13 protein-coding genes are annotated in these 12,605 nt (G+C 74.0%); 8 read left to right on the forward strand and 5 right to left on the reverse strand.

The annotated features are described in order from the left end of the window. Positions 1 to 725: DUF1236 domain-containing protein (locus ACS5PV_RS31390; protein WP_455399238.1), on the forward strand; the 725-nt coding region annotated here is incomplete at its 5' end. A gap of 81 nt (positions 726 to 806) precedes the next feature. On the opposite strand, the gene ACS5PV_RS31395 is transcribed toward ACS5PV_RS31390, so the two are convergent. Then, entirely contained in the window at positions 807 to 1,952 is a 1,146-nt protein-coding gene (locus ACS5PV_RS31395) for a helix-turn-helix transcriptional regulator (protein ID WP_455399239.1), read from the reverse strand. 247 nt (positions 1,953 to 2,199) lie between these two features. Here ACS5PV_RS31395 and ACS5PV_RS31400 point away from each other — a divergent pair, with 247 nt between their 5' ends. Next, positions 2,200 to 3,402, forward strand: coding sequence for a pyridoxal phosphate-dependent aminotransferase (locus ACS5PV_RS31400; protein WP_455399240.1), 1,203 nt, complete (start codon positions 2,200 to 2,202; stop codon positions 3,400 to 3,402). Between the two features lie 496 nt (positions 3,403 to 3,898). Then, positions 3,899 to 4,144 carry a hypothetical protein gene (locus ACS5PV_RS31405; protein WP_455399241.1) on the forward strand — a complete coding sequence of 82 codons (246 nt, stop codon included), beginning with the start codon at positions 3,899 to 3,901 and terminating at the stop codon, positions 4,142 to 4,144. A gap of 342 nt (positions 4,145 to 4,486) precedes the next feature. Here ACS5PV_RS31405 and ACS5PV_RS31410 read toward each other — a convergent pair whose 3' ends face one another. From ACS5PV_RS31410 to ACS5PV_RS31425, 4 genes are read right to left on the reverse strand one after another with little or no spacing between them, the layout of a single operon-like run. Further along, positions 4,487 to 5,776: an amidase gene (locus tag ACS5PV_RS31410; protein WP_455399242.1), complete on the reverse strand. Its 1,290-nt coding sequence runs from the start codon at positions 5,774 to 5,776 to the stop codon at positions 4,487 to 4,489. Between the two features lies 1 nt (position 5,777). Then, complete coding sequence (locus ACS5PV_RS31415) at positions 5,778 to 6,614, reverse strand: hypothetical protein (protein ID WP_455399243.1); 837 nt, start codon at positions 6,612 to 6,614, stop codon at positions 5,778 to 5,780. Between the two features lie 7 nt (positions 6,615 to 6,621). Continuing rightward, positions 6,622 to 7,302, reverse strand: coding sequence for a DUF2848 domain-containing protein (locus ACS5PV_RS31420; RefSeq protein ID WP_455399264.1), 681 nt, complete (start codon positions 7,300 to 7,302; stop codon positions 6,622 to 6,624). Between the two features lie 17 nt (positions 7,303 to 7,319). Then, on the reverse strand, positions 7,320 to 8,636 hold the full coding sequence (locus tag ACS5PV_RS31425; RefSeq protein ID WP_455399244.1) for an MFS transporter: 1,317 nt from the start codon (positions 8,634 to 8,636) through the stop codon (positions 7,320 to 7,322). Between the two features lie 170 nt (positions 8,637 to 8,806). On the opposite strand from ACS5PV_RS31425, the gene ACS5PV_RS31430 reads away from it, so the two are divergent. The 5 genes from ACS5PV_RS31430 to ACS5PV_RS31450 all read left to right on the forward strand — a co-directional run bounded on the left by ACS5PV_RS31430 (position 8,807) and on the right by ACS5PV_RS31450 (position 12,596). Next, positions 8,807 to 9,421, forward strand: a complete 615-nt coding sequence (locus ACS5PV_RS31430) for a GntR family transcriptional regulator (RefSeq protein ID WP_455399245.1) — start codon at positions 8,807 to 8,809, stop codon at positions 9,419 to 9,421. A 55-nt stretch (positions 9,422 to 9,476) separates the two neighbouring features. Then, positions 9,477 to 10,346, forward strand: coding sequence for an aldolase/citrate lyase family protein (locus ACS5PV_RS31435; protein ID WP_455399246.1), 870 nt, complete (start codon positions 9,477 to 9,479; stop codon positions 10,344 to 10,346). Between the two features lie 26 nt (positions 10,347 to 10,372). After that, a complete protein-coding gene (gene dut, locus ACS5PV_RS31440) occupies positions 10,373 to 10,882 on the forward strand; it encodes a dUTP diphosphatase (protein ID WP_455399265.1) in 510 nt (169 codons plus the stop codon). A gap of 8 nt (positions 10,883 to 10,890) precedes the next feature. After that, complete coding sequence (locus ACS5PV_RS31445; RefSeq protein ID WP_455399247.1) at positions 10,891 to 11,373, forward strand: RrF2 family transcriptional regulator; 483 nt, start codon at positions 10,891 to 10,893, stop codon at positions 11,371 to 11,373. Positions 11,374 to 11,546: 173 nt separating this feature from the next. After that, positions 11,547 to 12,596, forward strand: a complete 1,050-nt coding sequence (locus tag ACS5PV_RS31450) for an HD-GYP domain-containing protein (protein WP_455399248.1) — start codon at positions 11,547 to 11,549, stop codon at positions 12,594 to 12,596. Positions 12,597 to 12,605: the final 9 nt, after the last annotated feature.

Below are 12,605 nucleotides of genomic sequence, written 5' to 3' on the forward strand. Positions count from 1 at the left end.
GTGCGGGTGCGGCCGGCGGAGCCGCGGGCGGCGCTGGCGGCGGAGGTCTGGGCGGCAGTGGTGCCGGTGGCGCCGGTGGCGGAGCGGGCGGCGCCGGCGGTGCGGCCGGTCCCCGCGGCGGCGCCGGCGCGGCCCAGCCGGGCGGCGGAGCCGGTGCGGCGGGCGGTGCCGGCCAGCAGCCGGGCGCTCCGGGCGGACGGGCCGGCGGCGAAGGGGCCCAGCCGGGCGCCGGCGGGCGCGGCGCCGAGCCGGGCGAGCGTGGTGGACGCGGGGCCGAGCCGGGCGGTGAGCGCGGCGCGGAGCGCGGCGAGCGGGGTGCCGAGAGGGGCGAGCGCGGCGGTGAGCGCGGCGAGCGCGGAGCGGAGCGGGGCGAGCGCGGGGAGCGTGGCGCCGAACGTGGGGAGCGTGGCGAGCGCGGGGCCGAGCGCGGCGAGCGGGTCGGCGGCCGGTCGGAGGCCCGGGGTGCGGTCTCGCGCCTCGACACCACCCAGCGCACCGAGTTCCGCCAGAGCATCGTGCGCTCCGGCGTGCGGCCGCTGACCGGCGTCAACTTCGCCCTCAACGTCGGCACCGCGGTGCCGCGCTCGGTGACGCTGCACGCCCTGCCGCCGGCGATCCTCACCCTGGTGCCGGCCTATCGCGGCTTCCGCTACGTGCTGGTGCAGGACGACATCGTCATCATCGATCCCGACACCTACGAGATCGTGGACGTGATTCCGGGCTGAACGCCCTCCGGCGCCGATGCGCCGGGCGCTCCCGCATCGGCCCGTCGATGCGGGAGCACGAGAGCACGAAAGCCCTCCGGCTCAGGCGCTGCCCTTGAGCCGGAGGATGAACACCGCGAGCTCGGATTGCCGCGACACCCCGAGCTTGGCGAAGACCTGGCGCAGCTGCGAGCGGGCTGTCTCGTGGCGGATGCCGAGGTTTTCGGCGGCCTGGACCAGGGAGCGCGATCCGTCCATCAGCAGGGCGAGCCGCGCCTCCGCCGGGGAGAGCCCGAACCGGACCAGGCGGTCGTGCTCGCCGCCGCCCTCCGCCGCGGCGCGGCGCAGCACCACGAGGGCGAGCGTGTCCGGCGCGAGCAGCCGCGCCATGCCGAGGAGGCCGCGCAGGTCCTGGCGCAGGCCGATCGCCGTGACCTGCCAGGTCTCGGCGCCGATCCGCAGCGGGTCCGGCACCCCGCCGGCCAGCGCGTCGCCGCAGGCCGCGGCCGCCTCCCGGGCCATCGCGCCGGCGAGGCGCGGGTCGCGCACCTGGAGCCGGTCGAGGGCGCCGACCCGCAGCACCTCGCCCTCGGCCAGGAGGGCGTGGCCGGCGCGGCTCGCCTCGACGAGCCGCAGGTCGCGCGTCACCACGAAGGCCGGGTCGGCCACCCGCTCCAGCAGTTTCTCGCCGGCCGCGACGGCGGCGCCGGCCGGAAAGCAGGCCCGGTTGGTCTCGATCGCCCGGCGCAGCCGCGGCCCGATTCCCTCCATCACGGCGGCGAGCCGGCCGTGCTCGCGCGTGGCCCGGCTCCGGTCGTGCTGGAGGTTGAGCACCGCCAGCCGCCCGCCGGCGTCGACGAGCTTGATCCCGCTCGAGGCCGTCATGCCGCCGAGGCGCGACAGCCAGTCGGTGTAGAACTCGGTGTGGCGCAGGGACGAGGCCGGCATCCGTTCCTCGGAATGCATCGACACCATCGCGGGCGTCGACAGGATCACCGAGACCCACGGGTTCACCGCGCCGTAATGCGCCTCGTAGGCCGCGACGGCGGCGGGGTCCCAGCCCCAGTGGACGAGGGGCAGGCCGGTCCCGGCGGCGGCGTCGACGACTTGGAGCACCGGCCACACCCCGGGCAGGAGGCGGCCGATCTCGGCCATCACGCCGTCCCATGCCGCGGGGTCGCAGGCGGCGTGGTCGATCGCCAGCCCGATCTCGTCGCTGACCCGCTGCGCGTGCTCCGCCTCGCCCATCGCCGTCGCTTCCGGGTTGCCCCGGCCCCCGCACCGGTCCGGCACGGTGTCACGCCGCCGGCGCGCGAGTCCAGGACTTGGGGTCCCCGAACCGCGATTTCGCGAGCCGAGACAGCCTCTTCCCGGCGCATCTCGTCGCTTGCCCGCGCCGGCGCGCGGGACTAGGGTCCCGCCCGCTCGAAGACCCGGACGGCCCGATACCGGCCCGACCGGGCGTTTTTTCCAAAGCTGTCCGGAGTCGAAGACCATGGGCTTTCTGGCCGACGCCCTCTCGCGCGTGAAACCCTCCGCCACCATCGTGATGACCCAGAAGGCGCGGGACCTGAAGGCCCAGGGGCGCGACGTCATCAGCCTGTCGGTCGGCGAGCCGGACTTCGACACGCCCCAGCACATCAAGCAGGCGGCAATCGAGGCGATCGCGCGGGGCGAGACCAAGTACCCGCCGGTCTCCGGCATCGTGCCGCTGCGCGAGGCGATCGCCAAGAAGTTCAAGCGCGAGAACGGCCTCGACTACAAGCCGAGCCAGACCATCGTCGGCACCGGCGGCAAGCAGGTAATCTACAACGCGCTGCTCGCCACCCTGAACCCGGGCGACGAGGTGGTGATCCCGCGGCCCTACTGGGTGTCCTACCCGGAGATGGTCGGCCTGTGCGGCGGCACCCCGGTATTTGCCGACACCACCATGGAGACGAACTTCAAGCTCCAGCCCGAGGAGCTGGAGCGCGCCATCACCCCGAAGACCAAGTGGGTGATCCTCAACTCGCCCTCGAACCCGTCGGGGGCCGCCTACAGCCACGCCGAGATGAAGGCGCTGACCGACGTGCTGGTGCGCCACCCCCACGTCTGGGTGCTCACCGACGACATGTACGAGCACCTGGTCTACGGCGACTTCACCTTCGTCACCCCGGCCCAGGTCGAGCCGGCGCTCTACGACCGCACGCTGACGATGAACGGCGTCTCGAAGTCCTACGCCATGACCGGCTGGCGCATCGGCTACGCCGCCGGCCCCGAGCAGCTGATCAAGGCGATGGACTTCGTCCAGGGCCAGCAGACGTCGGGCGCCGCCACGATCTCGCAATGGGCGGCGGTCGCCGCCCTCGAGGGACCGCAGGACCACCTCGCCGAGTTCCGCGCCGCGTTCCAGACCCGGCGCGACCTCGTCGTGTCGATGCTCAACCAGACCAACGGCCTGCGCTGCCCGACGCCGGAAGGCGCGTTCTACGTCTACCCGTCATGCGCCGAGCTGATCGGCAAGCGCACCGAGTCCGGCAAGGTGATCGAGACCGACGAGGACTTCGTCACCGAGCTCCTGATGGCCGAGGGCGTCGCCTCGGTGCACGGCTCGGCCTTCGGCTTGGGTCCCAACCTGCGCATCTCCTACGCGACCTCGAACCAGCTCCTGGAAGAGGCCTGCCACCGCATCCAGCGCTTCTGCGGCTCGCTGCGCTGACGCGCCTTCGCGGGATCCGTGTGATTCGACCCGGCGGGCCAGGGCCCGCCGGGTTTTTTCGTGTCCGCGGTCAAGCTCGGTCCGCCGGCGCGTTTAGACGCAAGCGCCCCGGCTGTATTCCGGTTGCTACCCCGCCCCGGTCTGGCTTACACGGGCGGTCCTCGATGCCGGCGCGCCCGGAGGCTTCCGGAACCCATCCGGGCTGTGCGGCAGAGAGGTCGGCGATGACGGGGTGGGGCGGACCAGTTCTCTGCAACCCATTCCTGTGAGGCTCAGTGGGCCGAGCAGTCGCAGGAGCGTCACGGGTTCGGGGAACAGGAACCGCGACCCTGGCGCATGGCCCACCAAGGTTTCCCCCGATCCCGCCGGTCGGCCGCTCCCGTTGCGGGACGGTTTCGCCGGACGGGCCGTGGCCGCCCGTTAAGCATTATGGCCCCAAGATCGCGCGACGGGGCCGGATCGACGGCTCCGACGAGATCGCGGGTCCCGACCAGCCATGTGGCGCCTCCTCACCGGCGGAATCAAAGTCATCATCGCCATCGCCGCGCTGACCACGGCCGCGAACTGGATCGCGCTACGCGAGAAGGACCGCGCCCCGGGCCCGGCCCTGGCCTCGGTGCCCGATCCGGCCACCACCGGCACGATCCAGCCCCGCCGGGCCGAGGCCGGGCCTGCCCGCCTCGACCAGCGCAGCCTCGGCCGGCTGATGTCGGAGGCCTCGGGCGACGGGCGTCGGCGCTGAGCGGCCGTCTTGATCGGTCTTCGGTGGACGTCATACCCACCGGCCCGTTCCGGGTTGTGCGGGATCTCGTATGACACGGACGACGTCGAGGCTGTCGAGCGAGCCGGGCCGCTTGTCGTGAAGCCCCCCCTTCCCGGATCTCCTTCCGCTGTCGCTTCAGTCGTCCGGGAAAGGGTGTGGCTCGTGATACGCCGTCTGCCTGGCCCTGTCGTTCCACCAGAGCGGCCCTCGCGCGGTGCCGTGATCCACGCGATGCAATGCCGTATCGCTCGGCGCCGTCAGCCTCACAGCTTTGCGTCCGACGAGGCGGCAGCCTCGTCGGACGATGCTCTGTAACGCCGTCTACCCCCGGAACATCGCCTCGACGCCTGCGGCGATCTCCAGGAGCCGCCGGTCCTGGCCGTGGCGGGCGAGCAGCATCAGGCCGACCGGTTTCGCCTGGCCCGGCAGCGGCAGCGAGATGCCGGTGAGGTCGAACAGGTTTCCGACCATCGTGTTGCGCAGCATCAGGAGGTTGAGGCGGGAGAACTCCGCGTCGTCCTCGGCCACCGCGGCGATGGCGGGCGCCGGCACCGCCGTCGCCGGGAGGGCCAGCACGTCGAGGGGGGTGAGGCGCTCGTCGCCGGCCCCGATCAGCGCGGCCCGCCCGCGCATCATCCGGATGTAGGACGCGGCCGTCACGGTGCGACCGCGGCTGATGCGGGCGTGGACCCGGGGGTCGAAGGCGGCGGCCTCGGCGTCGAGCCAGTCGGCGTGGATCTCCGACGCCTCGACCGCGGCGATCGGGCCCGCCGCCGTCGTCTCGGCCATGCGGGCGAGCAGGTCGTCGAACTCCGTGTCGTGGATCCGGGCGCCGGCCGCGCTCAGGGCGGACAGGGCGGCCTCGAAGCTTTGAGCCACCACCGGGTCGGTCTCGGTGAACAGGAGGCCGCGGGGCACGCCGACCCGCAGGTCGCGCAACGGGGCCGCGACGAGCGGGCGGTACTCCTCGCCGGCCATGATCGCGTCGGCCGCCGCGCAGGCCTCGACCGAGCGGGCGAGCGGCCCGATCGAATCGAGCGAGGGCGAGAGCGGGAAGGCGCCGGCGAGCGGCACCCGGCGGGCCGTGGGCTTGAAGCCGACGACGCCGTTGAGCGCCGCCGGGATGCGCACCGAGCCGCCGGTATCGGTGCCGATGGCGATGTCGGAGGTGCCGAGCGCCGCCGAGACGCCGGCGCCGGAGGACGAGCCGCCCGGCACGAGGCTCGGGTCGGTCGCGTTGCCGGGCGTGCCCCAGTGCGGGTTGAGCCCGAGGCCCGAGAAGGCGAACTCGGACATGTTGGTCTTGCCCACGATCACCGCGCCGGCCCGGCGCAGGCGGGCGACGACGGGGGCGTCCTCCAGCGCGGCCTCGGCCTTGCGGCGCAGCGACGAGCCGGCGGTGGTCGCCTCGCCCTGCACGTCGAACAGGTCCTTGATCGACACGATGGTGCCGTCGAGCGCGCCGAGCGACAGGCCGGCCCTGCGCCGCGCATCGGCAGCGTCGGCGGCGGCGCGGGCGGCCTCCGGGTAGAGCTTGGTGAAGACGTGGCGGCTCGCCGGCGCCTCGATCAGGGCGAGGCGGCGTTCGAGGTCGTCGCGGATCGTGCTCATCTCAATCGGTCTCCAGGGAGAATTTCGAACGTCGGCGGCTCGCCAGCAGGATGCCGCCGTTCCAGGCCAGATTGGCCAGGAGGGCGAGCGGCAGCGCAAGGGCCGGCCCCAGCCGCTCGACGGTGAGGGCGAGGATCGCGAGCGCCGCCACGAAGCCGAGGAGCCCGGGCAGGCTCAGCACCAGCACCGTCGCGGTCGCCGCCCCGCCGATCCGCGGATGCAGGATCACCGCCAGGCTGACCATCACCACCGGCGCGAGGGCGAGGAGGCCGGCCGCCGCGGGGCCGGCGAGGCGCCCGGCCAGCACCACGGCGACGACGAGCGCCATGACGATGCCGGCCCGCACCAGCACGTCGCGCCGCCGCCCCGGCCGCGCCGGCAGCGGGCCGCTCCGGCGCAAGCTCCGGCAGGCCCCGATGCAGGCGAGGATCACCAGCGCGGCCACCGCGACGGCGCCCGGCAGCCCGCCGCCGAGGTGGCCGAGCCCGAGCGCCGCGGCGATCCACAGGGCGAGCGCGGCGGCGAGCGCGGGCGCGACGCCGTGCCGGCGGGCCAGCCCCGCATAGGTGGCGATCAGCACGGCGGTCGCCGCGACGGCCGGCAGGCTCGCCACCGCGCTGTCGCGCAGGAACCCGGCGTCGTGGTCGAGGGCGAGGAAGACGTAGGCCGGCCCGGCCGAGACCGGCAGCGTGGCGATCATCGCGCCGACGAGGGGCCCGGTCCGCTCGACCGCGAGCGAGGCGAGCACCACGATCGTGGCGCTCGCCAGCATCTTGGCGAGGAGCGCCGCCCAGAAGGCGGCGTCCCCGATGCCCGTCAGGGCGACCAGAGGCCCCATCGCAGGGTCAGGCCACCACGGGCAGGACGGCGATGTCGTAGGCGTGGGTCAGGGTGCGGCCGAGCACCGGGTCCTCGAGCGCCATCTCGAAGCGGGCGGCCGGGCGGATGCCGCCGATCGCTCCGAGCGTGCCGCCAAACATCACCGTGCCGGGGAGGAGGTCCGGCCCGCCAGGGCGGCGCGCCAGCAGGTCGCTCGGGGTGCGGAGCGCCGTCAGCCGGCCCTCCTGGTAGAGCACCCGCTCGCCGTCGATGGTGGCGTGCGCCCGCAGCACCAGTTCGTCCCAGTGCGGCTCGACCTCGTCGAGGCGCCACAGGCCGGTGCCGACCGGCTTGCCGCACATCTGCTTCGAGAGCGCGATTCCGACTGTCTCGGCCTTGCGGTCGGTGTGGTCGGAGCCGAGCCCGAGCCACAGCCCGTCGGCGAGCGACACGATCAACGGCTCGGCCTCGCCGGAGGAGTCCGGCCCCAGCACCTCGAGGCGGGGGCCTTGCGTCAGGGTCGCGGCGGCGGCGCGGTAATAGACCGGGACCGAGGAGGGCGGCGGCACGCCGATCGCCGCCAGCTCGTCGATGTGATGGCGGATCGCCGCCTCGTCCCGGCCAGCCCAGCCGGCGATCACCAGCGCCTCGGGCTCGAGCGCGATCGTGTCCCGGCGGCCCGCGGCCTCGCGATGGAAGGTCAGCATCATGTCTTGTCTCCGATTCACTCGGCCGGCGCCAGGTCGGCGGCGCCCTCGCGCCAGCGGGCGAAGCCCAGGACCAGGAGGCCCGCCAGCAGTTCCAGCCCGGCGACGAAGTAGAGCCCGTTGCTCGACGTGCCGGTCAGCGTGTTCGACAGGCCGACCACGTAGGGGGCGACGAAGCCCGCGAGGTTGCCGATCGAGTTGATCGCCGCGATGGCGCCGGCCGCGGCGGTGCCGGCGAGGAAGGTCTGCGGCAGCGACCAGAACACCGGAAAGGCGGCGAGGATGCCGATCGCCGCCACCGTCAGCGCGACGAAGGCCAGGACCGCGTGGCCGATCAGGGCGCCCGTCGCGGCAAGGCCCGCCGCGGCGATCAGGCTGGCTGCGGCGCAGTGCAGCCGGCGCTCGCCGGTGCGGTCGGAATGCGCGCCGGTCCACACCATCGCGACGGTGCCGGCGATGAACGGCACCGCGGCGAGGAAGCCGATCGCGATCGCGCCCTGAACGCCGATCTCCTTGATGATCGACGGGGTCCAGAACGCGATCGTGGCGTTGCCGCTGACGATGCAGAAGTAGATCAGCGCGCAGAGCCAGACCCGGCCGTCGCGCAAAGCGGCCTTGAAGCTCGCCTCCTTGCCGGCGGCGCGCCCTTCGGCCTCGACCACCGCCGTCATCGCGGCGGCGACCTGCGGGGAGAGCCAGCGCGCGTCCTTCGGCCGGTCGGGCAGGAAGGCCAGCACCGCGGCGCCCGCGACGAGCGACGGGATGCCTTCGAGGATGAACAGCCACTGCCAGTTCGCCAGCCCCGAGACGCCGCCCATCGTGCCCATGATGAGCCCGGCGAGCGGGCCGCCGACCACGCCCGCGATGGCGAACGAGGTCATGAACAGGCCGTTGATGCGCGAGCGTTTCGCGCTCGGGAACCAGTAGGTCAGGTAGAGCACCACGCCGGGGAAGAACCCGGCCTCGAACACCCCAAGCAGGAAGCGGATGGCGTAGAAGGCCCATTCCGACTGCACGAAGGCGAGGCTCATCGAGGCGAGCCCCCACAGGATGGTGATCCGCGCCAGCGTCTTGCGGGCGCCGATGCGCTCCAGGAGCAGGTTGCTCGGTACCTCGAACAGGAAGTAGCCGATGAAGAAGATGCCGGCGCCGAAGCCGTAGACCGCCTCGCTGAACTTCAGGTCGGACAGCATCTGGAGCTTGGCGAAGCCCACGTTCACCCGGTCGATCCAGGCCAGGATGAACAGGAACACCAGGAACGGGATCAGCCTCAGCGTCGCCCGGCGATAGCCCTCGTCCAGTTCGTGCGTCGTCACCGCGTCCACCCTCGTCATCGCTCTTCTCCCGCGGTCCGTGGATCGGCCGCCCGGCGTGTGGTTCTGCAAGTACCATGCCTGTGATATTTCACAAGCCGGTCCAAGCAGGGCCTGCCCCGTGGTAAGGGGGTCGGCGATCGAGCGGAGCGGTGTCAGTGGCGGAAGTGCGTGCAGGTTCGTGCCCAACCTTGTCGCAGAACGAGCGCGCCTACCGGCGGCTGAAGGACGACATCGTGGCGTTGCGCCTCAAGCCCGGGGACGCCCTGAACGAGGCGGGCCTGTGCGCGGAGCTGGGGCTGGGCCGCACGCCGGTGAACCAGGCCCTGCACCGGCTGATGCACGAGGGGCTGGTGCGCATCCTGCCCCGCAAGGGCGTGCTGGTGCAGCCGCTCTCGATGGACGAGTTCGCGCATCTCATCGAGGTGCGCCGACTCACCGAGCCGGCCTGCGCCGCGCTCGCCGCCGGGCGGATCGGCGAGGCGGCCTTGGTCGAACTCGACGTCGTCTTGGCGGCGCAGGCCGACGGCCTCGACGCGATCCTCGAATCGGACCGGCGCTTCCACGCGCTCATCGCCGAGGCCTCGGGCAACCGGGTGCTCGCGGAGGTGCTGGCCGGGCTGCACGGGCGCTCGGTGCGGTTTTGGGCCCTGTCGCTCGCCACCGGCCACCACCTGGCGGAAGTGGCCGAGGAGCACGCGGCGATCCTCGACGCGCTGCGCCGGCGCGACCCGGACGGGGCGGCGGCGGCGATGACCGCCCACATCGATTCCTTTGCCCGCACGCTCGCCTCGCGCCTGGGGTGACGGACGGCCTGAGCCGGGGCATAGATGCGCCGCCATCCGGGGAGTCACGCGACCGATGACCGACATCCGCCCCCGCCGCAGCGCCCTCCTGGTGCCGGCCACCGCGACCGCCCTCGCGGCGGCCCGGGCCGAGCCCGCCGATGCGCTGATCCTCGATCTCGCCGATTCGCTGCCCCCCGCCGACAAGGAGGCCGGGCGGGCCCGCCTCGCCGCCTCCCTCGCCGAGGGCGGATTCGCCGCCGCCGAGCTGGTGGTCCGGGTCAACGGCCTCGACACCCCCTGGGGCGAGGCCGACCTCGCGGCGGTGGCGGGAGCCGGGCCCGACGCCGTCCTGGTGCCGCGGGTCGAGGAGCCGGAGGATCTCGCCGGCATCGGCAGCCGCCTGCGCCGGCTCCACGCCCCGGAGCGCACGCGGCTCTGGGCCGGCCTCGACACGCCGCTCGGCATCCTGGCGGCGGAGGCCGTGGCGAGCGCGGTGCGCGACGTCGATGCGCGGCTCGCCTGCCTCGTCGTCGATGCCGGGGCGCTTGCCCGCGAGGGCCGGCTGCCGCCGGGCGCGCTGGAGGCCGGCCCGCTCCTCGCCTGGCTCGCCACCGCGCTCGCCGCCGCCCGCGCCCACGACATCGACGTTCTGCTCGACCCCGCCGACCGCCTCGACATCGGGCGCGCCCGCGGCCTCGGCTTCGACGGGGCGGTGGTGGGCGCACCCGCCGGCGCCCGCCGGGCCGAATCGGCCTTCGCGCCCGACCCGGACGCGCTCGCCGCCGCCCGCGTCCTCGTCGCGGCCTTCGACGCGCCCGCCGCCCGGGGGCAGGCGGGGATCGCCCATCTCGGCCGCACGGTGCTGCGGCGCGAGGCGGACGAGGCGCGCCGGCTCGTCGCGCTCGCCGACGCGGTGGCGGCTCGCGCGGGAATCAGGGCATGAGCGGGCTCGACCGCGGGAATCAGGGCATGAGCGGGCTCGACCGCGAGCGGCAGGAGCGGGGCGGCCTCGACGTGGCGATCCGGATCCTCGATCCGCGCCTGTCCGATTGGGGGTTTCCGCGCTGGGGCTCGGCGCTCGCCGCCGGGCTCGACCTCCACGCCTGCCTCGACGCACCCCTCTCCCTGGAGCCGCAGGCGCCGCCGGCCCTGATCCCCGCCGGCTTCGCCCTGGCGATCGGCGATTCCGATTGGTGCGCGATGGTCTACCCGCGCTCGGGGCTGGGCCACCGCGACGGGCTGGTGCTCGGCAACACCGTCGGGGTGATCGACGCCGACTACGAGGGCCCGCTGATGATCTCGGCCTGGAACCGCAACCCGCCGGGAACTGCGCCCCTCGCGGTGCGGCCGGGCGAGCGCATCGCGCAGCTCGTCTTCACCCGGGTGGTGCGGCCCACCCTGAGGGTGGCGGAGGCGTTTCCCGAGACCGAGGCTGGCGCCCGCGGCGCCGGCGGCTTCGGCTCCACCGGCCGCGGCTGACGGCGCCCTTGGACGCGGCGCTCCATCCCCCACGGCCCACGACGGGCGCGGCGCTCGCCCCGCCGCGCCTTGCCCTCGCGCTCGCCGCGATGGTCGATATCGCGCTCCACGCCCGGCCGCAGCCTGTGAGCGCCAAGGCGCTGGCGGCGCGCCACGCCCTGCCGCCCCGCCACCTCGAGGCGGTGCTCCAGGCCCTGGTCCATCACGGCCTGCTCAAGGGCCTGCGCGGGCCGCATGGCGGCTACGAGCTCGCCCGCGAGCGCCGCCGCATCAGCGCCGGCGACATCGCCCGGGCGGTGCTGGGGCCGGATGCCGCCGAGCCCGGCCCCGCCGGCCACGACGTCGCCGGTCTCGTCGTCGCCCCCCTGGTGGCGGAGGCGGCCGGGGCGTACCTTGCGGTGCTCGATTCGGTGACCGTGGAGGATCTCTGCGGCCGGGCCGAGGCCGCGCGCGTCGCCGGCCCGCGCGCCGGCGCGGATTTCACCATCTAAGCAGTCTTGCTCAAGGGCCGAGTTACAGCAAGGAAGCGGTGCCGCATCAAGGTCTTGCGTGTGTTCGATCCCGAACCTTCACGGCGCCTGCGCGGTGCGGAAGCTTAAAGAATGCTTTATCAAGTCGCGTTAGCTTGAGCCATCATCGGGTGCGGAAAGGAATCCCCGGGACCATGACCAACGCAGCCGACCCCGCCATCGTGGTCGTCACGGCCCGTCCCGATCCCGGCGGGCTGACACGGCTGTTCGCGTCGGGCGTCCCGAGCCTCGTGGTCGCCGATCCCGGCGCGGCCCTCGCCGCGCTGGCGGCCAAGCCCGCCGACCTCGTGCTGATCGAGGCCTGGCCCGGCCTCGACGCGCCGGCGCTGATCCGCGCGCTTCGCCTGAAGCCGCACCTCGCTCACACCTCGATCCTGCTCGTCGCCGAGGGCGACGCGGCCGAGGCCCGCCGCCGCGGGGTGGAGGCCGGCGCGACCGACGTGGTGCTGGCGCCCCTCGACGCCTCGGATCTCGCCTTGCGCGGCCGCAACCTGATCGCGCTTGCCCGGGCGCAGGGCGCGGTCGAGAGCCAGGCCCGGGCGCTGACCCGCGAGGTCGAGCGGGCGGCGGCCGAGAGCCAGGAGCGCGAGCGCGAGATCATCCGCCGCCTGATGCTCGCCGCCGAGTTCCGCGACGACCAGGCCGGCGACCACCTCACCCGCGTGGCCGGCTGCGTGCTCGCCATCGCCGACGGGCTCGGCCTGTCGGAGGAGGAGGGCAACGACATCGCGCTCGCCTCCACCATGCACGACATCGGCAAGATCGGCGTCGCCGACTCGATCCTGCGCAAGCCCGGGCCCCTCACCGAGCCCGAGCGCTACGAGATGATGCAGCACGCCCTGCGCGGCTACCGCATGCTGCACGACAGCCCGTCGCGCCTCCTGCGGCTCGCCGCCGAGATCGCGCTCACCCACCACGAGCGCTGGGACGGCGCCGGCTACCCGCAGGGTCTCAAGGGCACCGAGATCCCGCTGCCCGGCCGCATCACCGCCGTCGCCGACGTGTTCGACGCGCTGATCTCGGCCCGCGTCTACAAGCCCGGCTGGCCGCTGGAGCGGGCCCGGCGCTTCCTGGAGGAGCAGGCGGGCGCGCATTTCGACCCCGACTGCGTCGCGGCCTTCCTGTCGCGCTGGGACGACGTGGTAGCGCTCGTCGAGGAGCGGCCGGCGGACCGCGCGGCGTGAGGGCAAGAG

This window comes from Methylobacterium sp. Gmos1, from assembly GCF_053764715.1.